A 19,791-nucleotide genomic window follows, 5' to 3' on the forward strand; every position below is an offset into this window, starting at 1 on the left:
GCCGAAACACTTAGTTTACGCTGATATTGAATGAACAAATCCTAAGGAAGACTTGAATGAAAATTAGTGCGCGCAACGTATTGAAAGGTAACGTTCTCAACGTCAACCAAGGTGCTGTAAATTCTGAAGTCACCATGGAACTGGCCGGTGGTGAGCAATTGGTCGCAGTCGTGACCTGCGAAAGCGCTAAAAACCTTAACCTGGAACCCGGTGTTGAAGCCCTTGCGCTTATTAAAGCACCATGGGTAATGTTGATGACCGAGTCAGATGGCATTCGCCTCTCCGCCCGTAATTGCCTGAATGGAAAAGTCCTTAGCGTTAGCGATGGGGCCGTAAACGCCGAGGTAATACTCGAACTTTCAGGTGGTAGCCGCATCTGCTCAATCGTTACCCGCGATGCCGTTGAAGAGCTAGGCCTGAAGCCAGGAGTCGACGCTTCCGCCGTCATAAAATCATCGCATATCATTCTAGCCGCTTCTGCTTGAGTAGATTTAGCTACTTGCTAAGCCTGTCGCAGCTCAACTGATATTGCAGCGACAGCGCTTTCATTTCGTTGTATTTTAAAGCGACATTTCTATCTTCGAGCTATCTGTTGGCGACGCCCCCAGACAGCTCGGGTAGCTTCTACGATCATCCCGGTTAGCAGTCCTAAAAAAGGGTCTGCCCATATCGTGACGACTGCCGTTATGCCGATCACTGGCCAACAAGATGCTTTGGCAGTCCTAAGACGCTTTGTAAAGGCTAGTTCAGTGGCCGCCACTAGCAGTAACGCCCCAAGACCCGCCGTCGGAATGGCAGCTAACAACGCGAGTCCGCCCGGCACCACAGCCACCAAGAACAACCCTATTCCCAGCAAAACAGGCGCAATGCTAGTTCGAGCCCCAAAGCGATAATGAGCCGCCAAACCACCCGCGCCATGGCACATGGGTAATGCCCCGAGCAGTGCCATAAAAAAGTTGGCAAGTCCGGTACTCATCGACAACCGAGCAGGCGTGACACGATATGCCTTAGCACCAAAATAATCCTCCGCCATTAATGAAGTCAGCAGAATGGCATTGGTGAAGGTCAGCGCTAACTGGGGTAACACCAATATCGAAAACCCTTCTCGCCAGACGCTCAAGCTAAGCAAATCAGGCAGAGAGAAAGTAGAAAACTGCTCTGTATCCAGTTCAATGCCTGGCGCTTCCATTAAGGTGCCGAGGGCTACTGCCACACAAAGCCCCAATAGAGCCGCAGGCAAATGTGGCAATGTCCGCAAGATTAAAACCAGTACAGATAACGTGACAACACCAACCAGCGGTGATGTGGAAATAAGGCCAATGCTCATATAGGCGAGTAATAGCCCTAACCCTAACTGGATGCCGCTTAGAACCGACCTAGGCACCAGACGCGCTAGCCAATTAATCCATCCGGTTGAACCTAATAGCAGTAAAACGACACCCATCAGTATGCCGCTCGCGGCTAAACTTTCCGCGCTTACCTGACTGGTGAGAAGCACCGCAGACACTGCTTTCATGGGCTGTACCGGTATAGGCAGGCGATAGTAAAGCCCCGTTGCAATATAGAACACAGCAAATCCCAACAGAACAGGTATCGGGGCTAAACCTGCTACCCCAATAGCACCTATGCTAAGCGGCAATAACGTGCCTAGATCACCGAGCGCGCCGCTAGCATCTTTCAAAAACTGATTTTTCGATGAAGGCATATGGGGTTACTCGGTTATCACCTTTACCTGGGCTGGAATTGATTCATCTGTTGGCGCTTGTAAAGCGCCTATTACACATGCTCGTGGTCATGAACACGCTCAGGGAAGCCGGTGGCAGTGCAAGAGGTGTTAGCGAATTTGTGCCAGCTCATGAAGGCAGGTGTTCGAATTCAAGCACTGAAACGCAGAAGCTTTTTATGCATAAAGCTGCATTATTTCCGTCGTTAAATGTATGCAACACCATCAAGGTAGATAATGCAGCTAAAGGGCATTCGAACACAATGCCTCGATGTGCCTTACTTTATTGAGCCGGATACTTCGCTGAATGTTGCTCGACTTTTAACTTAACGCCTCGGGCCTAGCTGACAATTCAGGACTGCTTCGAGCGTCATTGAGCTCAACACTGACCCAAGGGGCTCGACCTCAAGCGAACAAGCAGGCATGGTGAGTATTATCATCCATCATCCGTGAACCAACAGGAGATCAAGCTAATGCCGCGCTGTCTTGCTCAAAATCTATGCATCATGGGTCTATTATCGATCTTGGTGTTGTCTCCCAACGCCTTCAGCCAACAACAACCGAGTACGTCTACCGGTGATGATGTCACCACCGAGTCTTTCCAGGACTGGGAGGTGCGTTGCCGGCGTAATGCCGAGGGCCCGTCGCCTTGTGCGATGTCGCAATTGGTTACTCAACCTGGCAGCGACCAGCCCTTGATGCAGGTCATTCTCAACTACCCACCCCAGATCGATGATCCGGTAATGAGCTTCTTCGTTCCGCTGGGGGTGCGTCTGGCCGCAGGCTTGCAATTAAGTGTGGATAACGGTGAGCCAATCCAGTTCCCTTACCAAGTCTGCCAGGCGCAAGGGTGCCGTGCTGACGCCCCCATTGAGCCGTCGATGTTGCAGCAACTCCGCAGTGGCAATACGGCAACCCTCAGCATGATTGGTCCACGCGGCGACCGCATGGACCTGGATATTTCTCTGATCGGCTTTACCGACGCCAATAACCGCCTCAACCCCTGATCGTTGGGGCCTTGCCCGACAATGCCGGTCCATAAGGACCGGCACGTCGATACGATTGCCCCCCTTGCCGCGACCCCCAAAGCCCATGATGAACAGGCCCGTTACCAACAGCTCGCCACTCTCCGGGAGTTCAAGGAGCGCCTGGCGACCTATTCCGACATTAAGCAGGAGTGGTACCGCAACCCACAAGCGCTGACGCCCGCCCAGCGCACTCTGACACACGCTGAGCCTCGGCCAGTGCCTGACCGAAACCTGGCTAGAATGGATTGAGAAAGTGATGGAGGAGCAACAGGAGTAGCGAGTGGTGAGCCTAGGCTTTTCATGTAAGCCGAGAGACCGGCAAGCTTCATCAACTCAAGGTTTTGAGCTTCCGGAAGGCCCTGAACGATTCAGTTTTTCGCCGCCCTCAAACTCCGGAGAAGTATCCTCCAATCGCGCCCGAAGGCGAGGCAGTTGCGAGGGGTAATGCTGCTGTATAAATGTCACCAACCCTTCACGAATAGAGCATCGCAGGTCCCAATTTTGATTGGAGTTCGGTGCACTCATAAGGAAGCGGACCTGTATCGCCTGTTCATTGGCGTCGGTCACCTGAACCGTCGCCACCTTGCCATCCCACTGCTTCATCGTATCCAGCAAGCGCGAGAACTCCTGGCGCAGCGGCTCGATGGGCATGGTGTAATCAACCCAGATAAAGACTGCGCCCTGCAAATCCGCTGTATTCCGCGACCAGTTCTGGAAAGGGTTCTCGATAAACCACTGCAACGGAACGATAAGCCGACGCTGGTCCCACACCCGCAGGACGACATAGGTTGCAGTCACTTCCTCGACCCAACACCACTCGCCCTCCACAATCAGCACATCATCAATACGAAACGGCTGGGTGAGCGCAATCTGAATGCCCGATAACAGGTTGCTGAGTACCGGCCGTGCAGCAAAACCCAGGACAATACCGCCAACACCTGCAGACGCCAGCAGGCTGGCCCCCACTTTCTGTACCGGCTCGAAGGTCATCAGCGCGGCACCAAAGCCCACAATGACAACGAGGACATTCAGGCAACGGACCAGGAAGCGTGTCTGTGTCTCTACTTTGCGGGCCCGTTTCCACTGTCCTTCCAATACCGGGTTCAGAAACACGATAACGTCGCCAATGACAGAAGTAAGGCGAACGGCAGCCCACGTCAGTGACAGAATCAGTAGCAAAGTGACCATCTGCTTCAACGGACTCAAGAGCAGCAGGCCATCCGGAGCGCCATCAAGCATAGCCCTGAGTACCAGCAGGCTGATAACCAAGCCCAGCGCCTTGTCAACCGCATCCAGAAACAGTCGGGGGACGGTTCGCCGTTTCGAAAAGTGCCGGATCACCGCTAGTGTCAGCCGGTAGAGGACGTAACTGGCTATCACGGCAAGCAACGTCAAAATGCCCGGCAACATCCAGGCCTGTAAACCCGCTTCCAAAGTTTTCAGCATTGCCTTCCTTCATTGGTCGACTGTTGGCTCAGCCGTGTATGGCAGCGTTCTAGCCTGGACATTAACGGGGCGCCATTACGCGACTCGATCAGACAGTCATCACAGCATTGACCAGCCAGCCGTTGTAGGCCACTAACCCCAGCAGTAGCAGACTCGCCTCAATTCGATTGATCCGCCCCTTGCCGCGAATTCCAAAGCCCATGATGAACAGGCCTACTACCATGGCCATCATCACCGGCCAGTCGCGGAGCATGACCTCCGCTGAAAGTGCCTCCATCGGTGCGATAACACCAGCGATACCGACCACTGCCAATAGATTGAACATGCAGGAACCCACGACATTGCCAATGGCAATATCGTGCTCCCCCTTGCGAACCGCGGCGATCGACGATGCCAACTCCGGCAGCGAGGTACCAAGCGCCACGATCGTTAGTCCGATGATGAGATCACTAACGCCCAGGGCACTCGCCACGGAGACAGCCCCCCACACCAGCATCCGCGAGCTCACCAACAGCAGCGCCAGACCAACCAGGAGCCACAGGATGGCTCGGCCAAGTGTCATGGCATGCGAAGAGAGTTCCTGTTCAGTCTCGACGGCTAATGGATCACCCTTGCCACGCAGGGCTGCCCAGGTCGTCCAGGCCATCAGGCCGAAGAACCCCATCAGTAGCAACACCGACTCCAATCGGCCAAGTTGATCATTCCAGAAGAATGCCCCTGCCACGGCTCCAAACAGCAATAGCAACGGCAACTCACGACGGATGATCGTCGAATGCACCGCAATCGGCACGATCAGCGCCGTTACTCCGATGATCAGGCCAACGTTGTAGATATTGGATCCCAGCGCATTGCCGAGGGCCAGTTCAGGATTCCCGTCCAGGGCCGCCATGATGGACACGACGATCTCGGGTGCCGACGTGCCGAACCCGACGATGACCATGCCGATCACCAAAGAAGGCAACCCGATGTGCCCGGCTACCGCCGAGGCACCATCGATGAAGCGGTCAGCGCTCCACAGGAGCAGGACAAACCCCAGGATGATGGCCAGAATCGGTAAGATCACTACGTCTCCTCAATCGTTGTAAAGGGCACTGTTTGTAACCAGCCCGTCAGATGTCGGTATCTTTATCGTCGTCATGGTCGGAATGTCGTATCAGATAGCTGAAGAGACAGGATGGCAGATTATCTGGATCCTCACGATGTGGAACAGTCTGCAGGCGAGGCATTCTCGTAGGTTGCCAACGCTTCATCCATGGACGTTTCGAGCACCTTGATACGAGATTCGTGAGCGGGATGAGTCGAAAGAAACTCTGGAGGCTGACCTCCACCGGTAGCGGCCATATTGCGCCACAGCGCAACGCTCTCTTGCGGGTCAAACCCCGAACGGGCCATGATCGCCAGCCCCATCAGGTCGGCTTCTTCCTCATGGGTCCGGCTGAACGGCAGACTGATGCCGATCTGGGCGCCGATGCCCAAAGCCTGCATCAACTGCTGATGCCCCAGCTCACCCTCACCCAGTAATCCTACGACCAAAAGCCCAGCCTTGATGCCGAGTTGCTGGGTCAATCGCTCATTACCATGGTCAGCCAGCACATGGCCTACCTCGTGTCCGATCACCGCCGCGAGTTGCGCGGGTGTCTCGGCCACTCGAAGTAAACCGGTATGCACACCGATGCGCCCCCCAGGGAGAGCAAAGGCGTTGGGAGAAGAGTCCTCAAAGACGACAACGTCCCAGCGCTCAGGGAAAGCGAGCCCTGGGTAGCTTGCCTCAGCGCCCGCCACGACTTTGTCAGCCACACACTGTACCAGTTCATTCACCTGCGTATCGCGTGATACTGGCTGGCGATTGAGTAACTGGTCGAAGGTGTCCTCCCCCATCTGTGCCATCAGGTTTTCGGGCACCAATGCCAGTTGGGAACGCCCTGTTGGCGTCTCATCGCAACCAGCCAGAAGTGCCAGCTGCAATATGAACAGCAGGTGTAACGGGAATCGCAGACGCATCAACGGCCTCGCCAAGGATCAGGTAACCTGCAGGAGAGTATAGGGCGCCTCGCAGGCATGTCGTTCATCACGCTCATCCACGCTGCCTAGACCGAGATGCCGATCGTTGTCGTAAGCAACAAACAGTCGATCATGATCCAGTACGGCAAGCCCCTCAGCCTTGTGCTCGAACTCCAAGGGCAGTCCCTCAGGCGTGGTCACTAGTGCCGGGCTGCTGCCCGCTCGAAAATCGCCCAGGCTAACCTCCCACAGGTAACCGCCGATGCGTTCTTCCCCGGCTTCCTTCACCTCGAAGCTGTTAAGCAGGTAAAGGCGTGCATGGTAGGGATCATACTCCAGGCTCGATAAACCGCAGTCATAACGAACCGCCGGGTGATGGCCGGGATCAAAGGCGTAGTGCTCGCGCATTTTATCGATAAACACCAGGTTACCAGTGTCGCTAATCTCGTAATGAGCGCCCACGATACGGCTTACGTAACGGAAGTCATCATGCGCCCGCCCCTGTTCGCGAATGCCGAACAACAACAGGCCATCGCCGCGCTCTCCAGGTACCGCAGCAAGCCCCTCAACCTTGTAATAAGGGAAGCCAACGGCCTCATCGAGCTTGGTGCGCAGTTCCAGGGAGCCTTCGACGCCATCCCGTGGGTCGGGGTCTACTGCCTGCACTTTTTCAGGTTCGCCCAGCGGCCAAATCAATAAATGGTTATAGTCGTTCAGGACATGGCTTTCACTGTCGATTCGATCAAAGCCTGTGGTTGCCAGTACGTGACGGCCATCCGCCGTGAGGGATAAATCCTCGTACTTGACAGCCTGCTTGACCAGCGGCGCTGTGTAGTATTCCAGTTGGCTGTCATCCGGGCCTTGTGCCGTCATCGGCATGGCAAAGACCGCCGAGCGTTCCTCGCCGGGGACCGGCTTGTCACTGGCCAGAATCAGCCTTTTGCCGTCATAGAGCACCGCGGAGACCTCGGCATTGACCAGTTTTCCTTGCTCATCGCGCAACCCAGCGGGAAAGCAGTGGATAGTTCCTTGCTGTAGAATGGTCGCGTGCGTCATGGTGTATGATCCTTACAACTGCCAAAAGTGGAGCGAAGCCTAGACCTTAACGTCGGCGTCGCGTGTCCCAGAAGCTCTGGAAAAGTTTCGTCGCTGCCGCGTTTGCCTTACGTCGCACATTACCAACTACGTATGGCCTGTTATGCTGGAAATCAAGCGACTTACCGATACGTACTGGCAATAACGACTGACCCGAGGAGCGTTAAATGAGCACTAAAGAAGAAAGGGATGTAGAAAAAGGCTACTCGAAAGCAGACTTTGTGGCCAAGCTGCGGCGGTTGGCGGATTCCATCGAGAACGGCGAACGTTTCGATATTCAGATTGCAGGCGAGCGTATTTACGTTCCCGTCCGAGCGGCGTTCACCATCGAGCACGAACGCTCAGATGATGAAGAAGAAATAGAGTTTCAGATCAAATGGCATCATGAATAGCGACTGGTAGTCACCTGACATGATGGCGAGAATTTGCTTGGCGTCGGCCGAAGCGGCGCTGGTTATTGTCGACTGAGTCACAGCAAGCCGCTAGCGCGTTCGCGATTTGCGCCGGGAGTATTGTCGCAGCGCAAATAGCAGCAGGATGCCAAGCCCCAGGCCGACCAGCGACAACATGACATCGCGGGAGTCACTGGCCGTCACAAGCGCACCAAGCTGGCTGCCCAACAAGGTGACGGCTGCGAGCCCTGGCACAATGCCCAGGGTTGAACCGACCATGTAATCGCGAAACTTGATGTGAAAGGCCCCCGCCATCATATTGGTAAGGGTAAAAGGTGCCAATGGGAGCAGGTTAATCAGCGTCATTGCACGGATGCCACGACGGGACAGGTAGTGCGAAAGCCCCTTCATGTGCTTGCCGCCATGGTTCAGCAACGCCTCGCGTCCCAGGCGATGCCCTACAGCATACGACACTACCGACGACGCCAGCGTCCCCATCGTCGCATAAACAAACCCCCATACCGGACCGAAGATCAAACCGGTGACGGCCACCAGGATACTCAGTGGAAACATCACCAAAAGGGCGATCACATAGACGATCGTCACCAGCACAAACACCCAAGAAGAATCTCGCCACTGAGGGGATGCGGCTACCCACGCACGGAGGCCATTGACTGTCACAACGTCATTGACCGTCAGCCATTGCCATAACCCGCCGAGTGCAAGCAGCAATGCTAGAACACTTAGCGCTATTGTGACGGGACGCACCATCCGCTTTTTCTCCTCAAATCCAATTGCCAACAGGGTAAAATATTGGGTTGTCGACGCGCGGGCACGTTTGTGTCAGCTTATCGCCCCTGTTACCCACCCAGCCAGGAGACACTCCGAGTGCCCCGCCAGCGACTCATTTCGTGGTTTTTCTATCTCAACCTTGCCCTTATTGCTGCACTGCTGGGTTACAAAGCTTACCTGAATTTTTTTGAGCAGGACTTTGCCAGTGCTCACGCTGCCCAGGTCAACGCCATTGAGTCGATGCTTACCGAACGTGATACCTACCGTTTTGCTGTGCTGGGCAACATTAACAACTCGGTGGGCATTTTTGAGCGCAAAATTATCCCTCGCCTGAATCGCGAGGGCTATGACTTTATCATCTCCGCTGGCAATGCTGTCGCCAGCGGTGGCGAGGACAAATACCGCGCACTGTTTGGCACCCTCAGTTATTTGGAAATGCCATACCTGCTAACCTTCGGCCCCCATGAGGAAAGTCGGCTCGGTGGCTTTCGCTTTTACGACCACTTCGGCCCCTATCACTTTAGTTTTGCCGCAGGGAAAAGCCGGTTCACCTTTCTTGACAGCACCGGCACCACCGACTTTGGCTGGCAAATACGATGGCTTGATGAAGTACTTGCCGCAAAGCGCGAACCCAATCAGTTTCTTTTCAGTGCCCACCCACTCTACCCGGTGGACCATGCAGGGCTGTTCGGCCTGGACGATGACCATGACTATCACCTTGAGAATCCCGCGCGCCAAGGGTTGACCCGCCAGATCGAGCAGGCCGACGTGGATGCAGTGTTCTCTTCCCAGGTGCCGCTGTTTGACCGTCAGCAACATGGTGGCACTACTTATATCACCACCGGCGGTGCCGGCGGATTAGTGCTCAATGATGACGAGAGCTACCATCACTTTGTCTCCGTCAGCGTTGACGGCGATGACATCCAGATTAGCGAACGGCGCCTGGATATTGGCCAGCACCCGATCTGGCGCACGCTGGAAAGTTTATGGTTTTTTATCTACTCACTGTTTTACGTTGGCTACCTGAACTTCATCTTGATCGTTTCCACGTTCATTGCCATCGCGCTCTGGTTATACAAGCGGATTTTCACCGAGCAGGATTACTACCCTGACTTTGATATTGACCCGGATGCCGGTGGTGATATGCCACTTCACGTGGCCATGTTTACCAATAACTACCTGCCATTTATCGGTGGCGTACCGATATCGGTTGAGCGCTTAAAACGCGGTTTAACAGAGCTTCGTAATAGCGTCTTGGTCGTCGCCCCGGGCTACCCCCATCAGCCTCCCAATGAGGAAGCCGATGTACTGCGCCTGGCCTCGCTGTTGCCAATGGGCCGCCACAAAGAGTTTCGCCTGGCTAACATTTTCTCTTGGCGTTTGGTTAAGCGTGTGCGCGCCTTTGCTCCACAGGTGATTCACGTTCACCACCCGTTCTGGATCGGCCGCGCCGGTCAGCTGTTGGGTCGGTTATTGAGAGTGCCCGTGGTTTACACCTACCACACCCGCTTGGAGCACTACGCTCACTATGTGCCACTACCAGGGCCGTTGTTTCGCAACTTGATTTCCCACGCCCTGGTGAAGCGCTTTGCCAACGGCTGCGATGCGGTGATTGTTCCTACCAGCTCCGCCGAGGAGTACATGCGTATTATCGGCGTCAAGCAACCGATCTTTGTCCAGCCGACGGGGATCGAATACGCACGTTTTGCCACCGCTGACAGCGCCGCGATCGACACGCTACGCCAACGCTACCGGCTTGAAGGCAAACGCGTGCTGGTATCAATTTCACGCCTGAGCAAAGAGAAGAACATCGACTTTATGCTCGATGGTTTAGCGCTTTTACGCGACAGCAGTGAGCACGACTTTCACCTGCTACTGCTTGGGGAGGGTCACGACCACGAGCGATTGCAGGCACGAATTGAAGCGTTAGGCCTTAGCAAGCACATTACGTTGGTTGGGGCCGTCCCTCCCGACGAAGTAGCATGCTACTGCCACCTGGCCGAGCTTTTCGTCTTCGCTTCCCGCTCGGAAACGCAAGGCATGGTGGTACTCGAAGCCATGGCCGCGGGACTGCCGGTAGTGGTGATCCGCTCCAGCGGCATCGAGGATATCGTTCAGCACGGGGTTAACGGCTACAAAACCGCCCCCGACCCTCAGGCTTGGTGCGACCGTATCGACACCCTGCTCAGCGACGATAAATTAAAAGCACGCATGAGTGAGCAAGCCTCGCACTGTGCCGCCGAACACCGTATCGAGCAGTTTGCCGCAGCAGTGCTACGTGTTTACCGCTACGTGATCGAAGCACGACGTAAGTCACATGCTGATTAATCGTGCAAGTCCCGACACTAGTGTAAGGAACTTTATAAAGTGGCCGCTGTAACAAAAATGCTGTCATGTTCCATGCACTTGAAAGAAAGGAGCCAGTCGTGACGCTCAAACCCCAATCGCCCTACTGGCTGATAGGCTTAGCGCTATTGCTGATGTTGGCAACGCCAGCCTTTGCCGACGAACCTCAGCTTCCGGACTTTACGGAGTTGGTCGACACTGCCGCGCCTGCCGTGGTCAACATCTCGACCACTCGCGATGTCGATAGGACGATGACCTCATCCCGGCAATTCGGCGGGCAAGAGGTCCCGGAGATCTTTCGCCACTTCTTTGGCGACCGTTTTCCGACGCCGCCAGGCGGCTCACCCGACCATGGAGACGAGCCGCGTCGATCGCTGGGGTCGGGCTTCATCTTCGATGAAGACGGCTACATCATGACCAACGCCCATGTCGTCAAGGATGCCGACAAGATTCTGGTACGCCTCAACGACCGCCGCCAGCTTGAGGCAGAGTTGGTCGGAGCCGATGAGAAGACCGACGTGGCGGTTCTCAAGGTCGAGGCAGACAACCTGCCCACCCTGAACCTAGGTGAGTCTACCGACCTCAAGGTCGGTCAGTGGGTCGCCGCTATCGGCTCGCCCTTTGGCTTCGACCACTCTGTGACCTCCGGCATCATCAGCGCCATCAACCGCACCTTGCCTCAGGACGTCTATGTTCCCTTCATCCAGACCGACGTGGCGATCAACCCCGGCAATTCAGGCGGACCTCTGTTCAACCTGGATGGCGAAGTCGTGGGTATCAATTCCCAGATCATCACCCGAAGTGGTGGTTACATGGGCCTTTCCTTCGCCATTCCCATCGATGTGGCAATGGATGTTGCCCAACAATTGCGTGAAGACGGCTATGTGAGTCGCGGTTGGCTCGGCGTCAGCATCCAGCCAGTGTCCAAGGACCTGGCAGAATCCTTCGGTATGGAACAGGCCGAGGGCGCCTTGATCGCCGAACTCGAACCCAGCGGCCCAGCGGCTGACAGTGGCCTTCAGGCAGGCGACGTCATACTGGAGGTCAACGGCCAGGAGGTGGACCACTCCACTACACTGCCACGCCTGGTCGGTGAGACAGCACCCGGTGACGTCGTCGAACTCTCCGTATTGCGCGATGGCCAGAATGAGACCATCACCGTAGAGGTTGGCGAGTGGCCGAATGCCGGTCCTCATCAATCAGACGGCGATCCGCTTCGACTGGGTATCGCTGTCCAGCCGTTGAACGACATGGAGAAACGTCGGCTCGGCATCGATCATGGGGTACGCATTGCCAGGGTCGACCCGACCGGCCGCGCCGCAGCCGCTGGCATTCGCCCCGGAGACGTTCTGGTCAGCATCGGCCAGCAGCCGATTGAGAGCCCAGGCCAGCTGAAGACAATGCTGACAAATCTGCCTGACGATCAAACGCTGCCTGTTCTGCTCAACCGCGAAGGCCGCGCCTACTTTGTGGCCATACGATTTGGCAACGATGACTGATCACGGCTGAGAGAAAATTCACCCAGGTTCGTTCTGCCTGGCGCACAACCAAGACGCCCCCGGAATTCCGGGGGCGTGGGTATTGCTAGGTTCTCCATTTACCGAGAGTATCAGCAGCTCTCATTGAGGACCGCTTCCGGGAAGTGGCGACGCAGCATCCGGTTCTGGAAGTCGTCCACGAAGCGGCTGTTGATGATGATGATGAACCGCTCGAAGGGTGCCTCGCTGTCGAGCTGTTCGATTCCGTCGACACTGTGGAATAGCCGATCATCGCGCAGATGAAGGATATCACCCGGATCCATGGTGATATCGACCAAGGGTTGCGTGCCGGCCTTGTCTGCGTAGAGGTGGTTCTCAGCGCCCGCCACGTTTTCCCGATTGATGACCAGAATGCTGAGAGCCTTGCAGCCATCAGCATGAATTCCCTGTCCCTGAAGGGGGTCGATGTTGCCTTCTCCGCGAACCCCGGTGATCTGCATCAGAATGGGTTCGTGCGCACCGATACTCCACAGCCTTGCCCAGGCGCGAACGAAGGCCTTTACATCGGGGCGTCCCATGAACTCCCGAGTCAGCGGATCATAGTACCGCAGACGATCCGCCATGCTTTCCGCGTCGTTGAAGGCCCCTCCCTGGGCCATGGGGCATTGGCCCATATCCTCGACATCTCCCTGATCATTCAGGGCAAGCCACGACATCCGTTTCCATCGCTGATTGACATAGGGATCGCGCGGCAGGTCAGCGGTAAATCCCTGCCAGGCGGTCAGATCGATTCGCTCCCGAATATCGGTTTTCGCCCAATCCTGTTGTCTCAGTGCCTCGGTCACTCCCGGATTCCAATAATCGGCAAGTGAATCGGCAGGCATGGAGGTGGGGTCGAAACCGTGCTTCAGAGTATCGAGTTTCATGTGGGTCTTCTCCTGTTAACTGGGCGGAATTGCCCGGTGTTGCCGGTGTAAACACTGCGGTCAACAGGAAGAAAATGAAAAGATTTGCAACGATATGTCAAAAAAATGTACTAAAAAAGAGTGATTATTTTTGAAAAAAGGATCAGACCGTTGATGACGTATGTGTAGGTTATCTCCTACAAGGTGTAGGATAATCATAACAAAGTGCCTATTTTGGCCATCATGATGGCTCTTAACAGTGTTTGTTATTTAAGTGGACCCCATGGCTGCCAGCGATTCCCGACATTACCGAGATCCGGAACGCCTGAAGAAAAAACGCAGGGGGTTTTCCGGTGCGCGCGTGTTGAAGGCGTCAAAGACACCTTCAACTGCTGGCATCGATTCGCACGATGCCAACAGAGAAGAAGTTGAGTTAGTACGTCGCCAGTATCTGGAGAGTGAGCAGCGATTCCGCGCCCTGCTGGAGAGCCTGCCTAAGGTGGCGGTCCAGGGTTATGATCGCGATCGGCGAGTGATTTACTGGAATGAGAGTAGCACTCGTCTTTATGGCTATACCGCTGAGGAAGCCCAGGGACAGTTACTGGAAGATCTGATCATTCCTGCCTTCATGCGTGACGAGGTGATCCAGGCGCATTGTGCCTGGATCAAAGAAGGGGTCGCAATACCCGCCGATGAACTTGAGCTCAAGCACAAAACCGGCGAACTGGTATCGGTCTTTTCGCAGCATCTGATGCTCAATGAGCATACCGACTCCCCCCTGATGTTCTGCGTGGATGTCGATCTTTCCGACCAAAAGCGCGCCCACCGTGATCTGGAATTCGCCACCCGTTTCGACAGGCTCACCCATCTCCCTAACCGCCAGACCTTCGAGGTCGATCTGGACGGTCAGTTGGATTCCTGTCGACGCCAGGGCAATGGCCTGGCAACCATCTATCTGGACATCGATCACTTCGTCGAGATCAATGATGCCCTTGGCTATGATCAGGGCGATCGCCTGCTCATTGAGCTGACTCGGCGACTGAGAGAGTGCCAGCAAGTCACTAACCTGGTGTCCCGTGTCTCTAGCGATGAATTCGTGCTGGCCTTTCCCGGCGTCCACTTGGCCCCCGATGTCAGACGGGTCGTTCGTCATGTCCAGAATGTCTTCCGCGAACCTTTCGTCCTGGATGGTCGGGAGTCTCAGGTCACAGCCTGCCTGGGTGTGGCGCTCTTTCCCGAGAATGGTGAATCGTCACGCGAATTGATCCGCAATGCCGATGTTGCCAAGAATCGTGCCAAACTGGATGGTCGGGGTGTTGTACGTTTCTTCCAACAGAAGCTCCATGATGAGCTGGTTCGCCAGCACTACCTCTCGGCGCAACTCGAGGAAGCCCTGGATAACGGTGAATTCTCCCTCCACTACCAGCCCCAGGTCTCGGCGGCCAGTGGGCGAATAGAGAATCTCGAGGCCTTGCTACGCTGGGAGCCTGCCGAGGGCCCGCCGATCTCGCCTGCCGAGTTTATCCCGCTGGCCGAGCGTTCCGGTGTGATCCATCGCATGGGCGACTGGGTCATCGAAGAGGCTTGCCGCCAGCAGGTGGAATGGCGTGCCAAGGGCTTTCATGAGCACCGCGTCGACATCAATGTCTCGGGGCGTCAACTGGTGCGTCCCGATGCCCTAATGAGCTTCGAGGACGCGCTGCAGCGTCACGGCTTGGGACCGCGGGATATCGGCATCGAATTGACCGAGAATGTCCTGATCGAAGCCGACGAGACCGTCCTCGAGGACCTGTGGCGCCTCTATCATCGCGGTATTCACATTGCTATCGACGACTTCGGGACCGGTTATTCGTCCCTGAGCTATCTCAAGCACTTCCCAGTCACCGCCCTGAAGATTGATCGCTCCTTCATCCACGACGCTCCCACGCAGCCGAAGGATCGGGCCATCATGGAAGGTGCCATCTTCATCGGTCACCGGTTGGGGTTGGAGGTGGTGGCCGAGGGCGTCGAGAACGCCGAACAGTTGTCGTTGCTTCGCGAAATGCATTGCGACCTCGTCCAGGGGTTCTTCTTCTACCGTCCGATGCCTGCCAAGGAAATCGAACGCCTGTTGGGCGGTTTTATGCCTGGTAACGAAGGGCCGTCTAGCTGAACCGCATGGTGATTTGACGTACAACCCCCAGGCTTTCAGTTGACCGACAGTGCCTTTATCGCACGCCTAGAAACGGCACCCTTGGCCGCCCAGTCATTCGCCCGACGGCATGCCACTACTCGGCTCGGTCAGACTGTCAGCACAGCACTTACCAGCCAGCCGTTGTAGACCACTAACCCCAGCAGTAGCAGGCTCGCTTCGATACGGTTGATCCGTCCCTTTCCGCGAACCCCAAACCCCATGATGAACAGGCCCACTACCATGGCCATCATCACCGGCCAGTCTCGGCGCATGACCTCGGCGGAAAGCGCCTCCATCGGTGCGATAACACCCGCGATGCCCACCACCGCTAATAGGTTGAACATGCAGGAACCCACGACGTTGCCAATGGCAATATCGTGCTCCCCCTTGCGCACCGCGGCGATCGACGATGCCAACTCCGGGAGCGAGGTACCCAGCGCCACGATCGTTAATCCGATGATGAGGTCACTGACGCCCAGGGCACTCGCCACGGAGACGGCACCCCAGACCAGCACCCGCGAGCTCACCAGCAGCAGCGCCAGGCCAACCAGGAGCCACAGGATGGCCCGGCCAAGCGTCATGGCAGGCGATGAAAGTTCCTGTTCAGTCTCCGAGGCTAATGGGTCACCCTTGCCACGCAGTGCTGTCCAGGTCGTCCAGGCCATCAGGCCGAAGAACCCCATCAGTAGCAACACGGACTCCAGCCGACCCAGTTGGTCATTCCAGAAAAATGCCCCAGCCACGGCGCCAAACAGCAACAGCAGCGGTAACTCGCGGCGGATAATCGTCGAATGCACCGCAATCGGCACGATCAGCGCCGTCACTCCGATAATCAGGCCAACATTGTAGATATTGGATCCCAGCGCATTGCCGAGGGCCAGCTCGGGATTTCCCTCCAGGGCCGCCATGATGGACACGACGATCTCGGGCGCCGAAGTACCGAACCCGACGATGACCATGCCGATCACCAACGACGGTAACCCGATGTGCCCAGCCACCGCCGAGGCGCCATCAATGAAGCGGTCAGCACTCCACAGGAGCAGTATAAAACCCAGGATGATGGCCAGAATCGGTAGGATCACGACGTTTCCTCAATCGTTGTGAATGGCACTGTTTGTAACCAGCCCGTAAGATGCCGGTATCTTTATCATGAATAGCGCTCGCTATTGATCTGACGTGACGGCGAGGATTCACTTGGCGACGGCTGAAGCGGCACTAGTTATTGTCGACTGAGTAACAGCAAGCCGCTAGCGCGTGCGTGATTTGCGCCGGGAGTAGTAGCGCAACGCAAATAGCAGCAAGATGCCAAGCCCCAGACCGGCCAGCGACAGCATGACATCGCGCGGATCACTGGCCGTCACAAGCGCACCCAACTGGCTGCCCAGCAGGGTGACGGCTGCGAGCCCAGGCACAATGCCAAGGGTTGAACCGACCATGTAATCGCGAAACTTGATGTGAAACGCACCCGCCATCATATTGGTAAGGGTAAAAGGTGCCAATGGGAGCAGGTTAATCAGCGTCATTGCACGGATGCCACGACGGGACAGGTAGTGCGAAAGCCCCTTCATGTGCTTGCCGCCATGGTTCAGCAACGCCTCGCGTCCCAGGCGATGCCCTACAGCATACGACACTACCGACGACGCCAGCGTCCCCATCGTCGCATAAACAAACCCCCATACCGGACCGAAGATCAAACCGGTGACGGCCACCAGGATACTCAGTGGAAACATCACCAAAAGGGCGATCACATAGACGATCGTCACCAGCACAAACACCCAAGAAGAATCTCGCCACTGAGGGGATGCGGCTACCCACGCACGGAGGCCATTGACTGTCACAACGTCATTGACCGTCAGCCATTGCCATAACCCGCCGAGTGCAAGCAGCAATGCTAGAACACTTAGCGCTATTGTGACGGGACGCACCATCCGCTTTTTCTCCTCAAATCCAATTGCCAACAGGGTAAAATATTGGGTTGTCGACGCGCGGGCACGTTTGTGTCAGCTTATCGCCCCTGTTACCCACCCAGCCAGGAGACACTCCGAGTGCCCCGCCAGCGACTCATTTCGTGGTTTTTCTATCTCAACCTTGCCCTTATTGCTGCACTGCTGGGTTACAAAGCTTACCTGAATTTTTTTGAGCAGGACTTTGCCAGTGCTCACGCTGCCCAGGTCAACGCCATTGAGTCGATGCTTACCGAACGTGATACCTACCGTTTTGCTGTGCTGGGCAACATTAACAACTCGGTGGGCATTTTTGAGCGCAAAATTATCCCTCGCCTGAATCGCGAGGGCTATGACTTTATCATCTCCGCTGGCAATGCTGTCGCCAGCGGTGGCGAGGACAAATACCGCGCACTGTTTGGCACCCTCAGTTATTTGGAAATGCCATACCTGCTAACCTTCGGCCCCCATGAGGAAAGTCGGCTCGGTGGCTTTCGCTTTTACGACCACTTCGGCCCCTATCACTTTAGTTTTGCCGCAGGGAAAAGCCGGTTCACCTTTCTTGACAGCACCGGCACCACCGACTTTGGCTGGCAAATACGATGGCTTGATGAAGTACTTGCCGCAAAGCGCGAACCCAATCAGTTTCTTTTCAGTGCCCACCCACTCTACCCGGTGGACCATGCAGGGCTGTTCGGCCTGGACGATGACCATGACTATCACCTTGAGAATCCCGCGCGCCAAGGGTTGACCCGCCAGATCGAGCAGGCCGACGTGGATGCAGTGTTCTCTTCCCAGGTGCCGCTGTTTGACCGTCAGCAACATGGTGGCACTACTTATATCACCACCGGCGGTGCCGGCGGATTAGTGCTCAATGATGACGAGAGCTACCATCACTTTGTCTCCGTCAGCGTTGACGGCGATGACATCCAGATTAGCGAACGGCGCCTGGATATTGGCCAGCACCCGATCTGGCGCACGCTGGAAAGTTTATGGTTTTTTATCTACTCACTGTTTTACGTTGGCTACCTGAACTTCATCTTGATCGTTTCCACGTTCATTGCCATCGCGCTCTGGTTATACAAGCGGATTTTCACCGAGCAGGATTACTACCCTGACTTTGATATTGACCCGGATGCCGGTGGTGATATGCCACTTCACGTGGCCATGTTTACCAATAACTACCTGCCATTTATCGGTGGCGTACCGATATCGGTTGAGCGCTTAAAACGCGGTTTAACAGAGCTTCGTAATAGCGTCTTGGTCGTCGCCCCGGGCTACCCCCATCAGCCTCCCAATGAGGAAGCCGATGTACTGCGCCTGGCCTCGCTGTTGCCAATGGGCCGCCACAAAGAGTTTCGCCTGGCTAACATTTTCTCTTGGCGTTTGGTTAAGCGTGTGCGCGCCTTTGCTCCACAGGTGATTCACGTTCACCACCCGTTCTGGATCGGCCGCGCCGGTCAGCTGTTGGGTCGGTTATTGAGAGTGCCCGTGGTTTACACCTACCACACCCGCTTGGAGCACTACGCTCACTATGTGCCACTACCAGGGCCGTTGTTTCGCAACTTGATTTCCCACGCCCTGGTCAAGCGCTTTGCCAACGGCTGCGATGCGGTGATTGTTCCTACCAGCTCCGCCGAGGAGTACATGCGTATTATCGGCGTCAAGCAACCGATCTTTGTCCAGCCGACGGGGATCGAATACGCACGTTTTGCCACCGCTGACAGCGCCGCGATCGACACGCTACGCCAACGCTACCGGCTTGAAGGCAAACGCGTGCTGGTATCAATTTCACGCCTGAGCAAAGAGAAGAACATCGACTTTATGCTCGATGGTTTAGCGCTTTTACGCGACAGCAGTGAGCACGACTTTCACCTGCTACTGCTTGGGGAGGGTCACGACCACGAGCGATTGCAGGCACGAATTGAAGCGTTAGGCCTTAGCAAGCACATTACGTTGGTTGGGGCCGTCCCTCCCGACGAAGTAGCATGCTACTGCCACCTGGCCGAGCTTTTCGTCTTCGCTTCCCGCTCGGAAACGCAAGGCATGGTGGTACTCGAAGCCATGGCCGCGGGACTGCCGGTAGTGGTGATCCGCTCCAGCGGCATCGAGGATATCGTTCAGCACGGGGTTAACGGCTACAAGACGGCCCCCGACCCTCAGGCTTGGTGCGAACGTATCGACACCCTGCTCAGCGACGATAAATTAAAAACACGCATGAGCGAACAAGCCTCGCGCTGTGCCGCCGAACACTGTATCGAGAAGTTTGCCACAGCTGTGCTACGTGTTTACCGCTACGTGATCGAAGCGCGACGTAAGCGCCATGCTGATTAAGCGTGCGAGTCCCGACGACTTAATGGCTTAACTGACCCGGACTTATGACACATGAGCCTGTCGAAATAGCAGTGGCTTTTGTCAAACAACGCAGACTTGACCATAGCGGTAGCAAAAAATGGGAAGAGATGGATA

General features: G+C 55.8%; 17 protein-coding genes. 8 read left to right on the plus strand and 9 right to left on the minus strand.

Annotation, left to right across the window (positions count from 1 at the left end; all coding sequences use genetic code 11):
• Positions 1-56: 56 nt before the first annotated feature.
• Positions 57-485: a TOBE domain-containing protein gene (locus tag IT895_RS10190; RefSeq protein WP_199283397.1), complete on the plus strand. Its 429-nt coding sequence runs from the start codon at positions 57-59 to the stop codon at positions 483-485.
• An 89-nt stretch (positions 486-574) separates the two neighbouring features.
• On the opposite strand, the gene IT895_RS10195 is transcribed toward IT895_RS10190, so the two are convergent.
• Complete coding sequence (locus IT895_RS10195) at positions 575-1,705, minus strand: putative sulfate/molybdate transporter (protein ID WP_199283398.1); 1,131 nt, start codon at positions 1,703-1,705, stop codon at positions 575-577.
• Between the two features lie 491 nt (positions 1,706-2,196).
• Here IT895_RS10195 and IT895_RS10200 point away from each other — a divergent pair, with 491 nt between their 5' ends.
• A complete protein-coding gene (locus IT895_RS10200; protein ID WP_085918737.1) occupies positions 2,197-2,730 on the plus strand; it encodes an invasion associated locus B family protein in 534 nt (177 codons plus the stop codon).
• Positions 2,731-2,751: 21 nt separating this feature from the next.
• Complete coding sequence (locus IT895_RS10205; protein WP_199283399.1) at positions 2,752-3,000, plus strand: hypothetical protein; 249 nt, start codon at positions 2,752-2,754, stop codon at positions 2,998-3,000.
• A gap of 84 nt (positions 3,001-3,084) precedes the next feature.
• On the opposite strand, the gene IT895_RS10210 is transcribed toward IT895_RS10205, so the two are convergent.
• The 4 genes from IT895_RS10210 to IT895_RS10225 all read right to left on the minus strand — a co-directional run bounded on the left by IT895_RS10210 (position 3,085) and on the right by IT895_RS10225 (position 7,254).
• On the minus strand, positions 3,085-4,197 hold the full coding sequence (locus tag IT895_RS10210) for a mechanosensitive ion channel family protein (protein ID WP_199283400.1): 1,113 nt from the start codon (positions 4,195-4,197) through the stop codon (positions 3,085-3,087).
• Between the two features lie 88 nt (positions 4,198-4,285).
• Positions 4,286-5,260 (minus strand): calcium/sodium antiporter, encoded by a 975-nt coding sequence (locus tag IT895_RS10215; protein ID WP_199283401.1) that lies wholly within the window; start codon positions 5,258-5,260, stop codon positions 4,286-4,288.
• Positions 5,261-5,391: 131 nt separating this feature from the next.
• Positions 5,392-6,198 carry a M48 family metallopeptidase gene (locus IT895_RS10220; RefSeq protein WP_085918739.1) on the minus strand — a complete coding sequence of 269 codons (807 nt, stop codon included), beginning with the start codon at positions 6,196-6,198 and terminating at the stop codon, positions 5,392-5,394.
• Between the two features lie 18 nt (positions 6,199-6,216).
• The gene (locus IT895_RS10225; protein ID WP_199283402.1) at positions 6,217-7,254 is read right to left on the minus strand and encodes a hypothetical protein; all 1,038 of its coding nucleotides are present in this window, start codon (positions 7,252-7,254) and stop codon (positions 6,217-6,219) included.
• Positions 7,255-7,460: 206 nt separating this feature from the next.
• Here IT895_RS10225 and IT895_RS10230 point away from each other — a divergent pair, with 206 nt between their 5' ends.
• A complete protein-coding gene (locus IT895_RS10230) occupies positions 7,461-7,685 on the plus strand; it encodes an amphi-Trp domain-containing protein (protein WP_085918741.1) in 225 nt (74 codons plus the stop codon).
• 90 nt (positions 7,686-7,775) lie between these two features.
• On the opposite strand, the gene IT895_RS10235 is transcribed toward IT895_RS10230, so the two are convergent.
• On the minus strand, positions 7,776-8,456 hold the full coding sequence (locus IT895_RS10235; RefSeq protein ID WP_199283403.1) for a TVP38/TMEM64 family protein: 681 nt from the start codon (positions 8,454-8,456) through the stop codon (positions 7,776-7,778).
• Between the two features lie 117 nt (positions 8,457-8,573).
• Here IT895_RS10235 and IT895_RS10240 point away from each other — a divergent pair, with 117 nt between their 5' ends.
• Together IT895_RS10240 and IT895_RS10245 are read left to right on the plus strand one after the other, a co-directional pair.
• Entirely contained in the window at positions 8,574-10,805 is a 2,232-nt protein-coding gene (locus IT895_RS10240) for a glycosyltransferase (protein ID WP_199283404.1), read from the plus strand.
• 152 nt (positions 10,806-10,957) lie between these two features.
• Positions 10,958-12,322 carry a DegQ family serine endoprotease gene (locus tag IT895_RS10245; protein ID WP_199285452.1) on the plus strand — a complete coding sequence of 455 codons (1,365 nt, stop codon included), beginning with the start codon at positions 10,958-10,960 and terminating at the stop codon, positions 12,320-12,322.
• Positions 12,323-12,432: 110 nt separating this feature from the next.
• On the opposite strand, the gene IT895_RS10250 is transcribed toward IT895_RS10245, so the two are convergent.
• The gene (locus IT895_RS10250) at positions 12,433-13,227 is read right to left on the minus strand and encodes a 2OG-Fe dioxygenase family protein (protein ID WP_199283405.1); all 795 of its coding nucleotides are present in this window, start codon (positions 13,225-13,227) and stop codon (positions 12,433-12,435) included.
• 262 nt (positions 13,228-13,489) lie between these two features.
• On the opposite strand from IT895_RS10250, the gene IT895_RS10255 reads away from it, so the two are divergent.
• Positions 13,490-15,358, plus strand: coding sequence for a putative bifunctional diguanylate cyclase/phosphodiesterase (locus IT895_RS10255; RefSeq protein WP_233337217.1), 1,869 nt, complete (start codon positions 13,490-13,492; stop codon positions 15,356-15,358).
• A 128-nt stretch (positions 15,359-15,486) separates the two neighbouring features.
• On the opposite strand, the gene IT895_RS10260 is transcribed toward IT895_RS10255, so the two are convergent.
• Positions 15,487-16,461 (minus strand): calcium/sodium antiporter, encoded by a 975-nt coding sequence (locus IT895_RS10260; RefSeq protein ID WP_199283406.1) that lies wholly within the window; start codon positions 16,459-16,461, stop codon positions 15,487-15,489.
• Positions 16,462-16,626: 165 nt separating this feature from the next.
• Positions 16,627-17,307 carry a TVP38/TMEM64 family protein gene (locus IT895_RS10265; protein WP_199283407.1) on the minus strand — a complete coding sequence of 227 codons (681 nt, stop codon included), beginning with the start codon at positions 17,305-17,307 and terminating at the stop codon, positions 16,627-16,629.
• 117 nt (positions 17,308-17,424) lie between these two features.
• Between IT895_RS10265 and IT895_RS10270 the strand changes: the two genes are divergently transcribed.
• Positions 17,425-19,656 carry a glycosyltransferase gene (locus tag IT895_RS10270; protein WP_199283408.1) on the plus strand — a complete coding sequence of 744 codons (2,232 nt, stop codon included), beginning with the start codon at positions 17,425-17,427 and terminating at the stop codon, positions 19,654-19,656.
• Positions 19,657-19,791 lie beyond the last annotated feature (135 nt).

It is taken from the genome of Halomonas sp. A40-4 (assembly GCF_015767635.1).
Taxonomy (GTDB): domain Bacteria; phylum Pseudomonadota; class Gammaproteobacteria; order Pseudomonadales; family Halomonadaceae; genus Vreelandella; species Vreelandella janggokensis.

Excerpts from the sequence above, each read along its gene's own strand:
- IT895_RS10190 (WP_199283397.1), top strand. The coding sequence starts at position 57 with ATGAAAATTAGTGCGCGCAACGTATTGAAAGGTAACGTTCTCAACGTC.
- IT895_RS10195 (WP_199283398.1), bottom strand. The coding sequence starts at position 1,705 with ATGCCTTCATCGAAAAATCAGTTTTTGAAAGATGCTAGCGGCGCGCTC.
- IT895_RS10200 (WP_085918737.1), top strand. The coding sequence starts at position 2,197 with ATGCCGCGCTGTCTTGCTCAAAATCTATGCATCATGGGTCTATTATCG.
- IT895_RS10205 (WP_199283399.1), top strand. The coding sequence starts at position 2,752 with ATGCCGGTCCATAAGGACCGGCACGTCGATACGATTGCCCCCCTTGCC.
- IT895_RS10210 (WP_199283400.1), bottom strand. The coding sequence starts at position 4,197 with ATGCTGAAAACTTTGGAAGCGGGTTTACAGGCCTGGATGTTGCCGGGC.
- IT895_RS10220 (WP_085918739.1), bottom strand. The coding sequence starts at position 6,198 with ATGCGTCTGCGATTCCCGTTACACCTGCTGTTCATATTGCAGCTGGCA.
- IT895_RS10225 (WP_199283402.1), bottom strand. The coding sequence starts at position 7,254 with ATGACGCACGCGACCATTCTACAGCAAGGAACTATCCACTGCTTTCCC.
- IT895_RS10230 (WP_085918741.1), top strand. The coding sequence starts at position 7,461 with ATGAGCACTAAAGAAGAAAGGGATGTAGAAAAAGGCTACTCGAAAGCA.
- IT895_RS10235 (WP_199283403.1), bottom strand. The coding sequence starts at position 8,456 with ATGGTGCGTCCCGTCACAATAGCGCTAAGTGTTCTAGCATTGCTGCTT.
- IT895_RS10245 (WP_199285452.1), top strand. The coding sequence starts at position 10,958 with ATGTTGGCAACGCCAGCCTTTGCCGACGAACCTCAGCTTCCGGACTTT.
- IT895_RS10250 (WP_199283405.1), bottom strand. The coding sequence starts at position 13,227 with ATGAAACTCGATACTCTGAAGCACGGTTTCGACCCCACCTCCATGCCT.
- IT895_RS10255 (WP_233337217.1), top strand. The coding sequence starts at position 13,490 with ATGGCTGCCAGCGATTCCCGACATTACCGAGATCCGGAACGCCTGAAG.
- IT895_RS10265 (WP_199283407.1), bottom strand. The coding sequence starts at position 17,307 with ATGGTGCGTCCCGTCACAATAGCGCTAAGTGTTCTAGCATTGCTGCTT.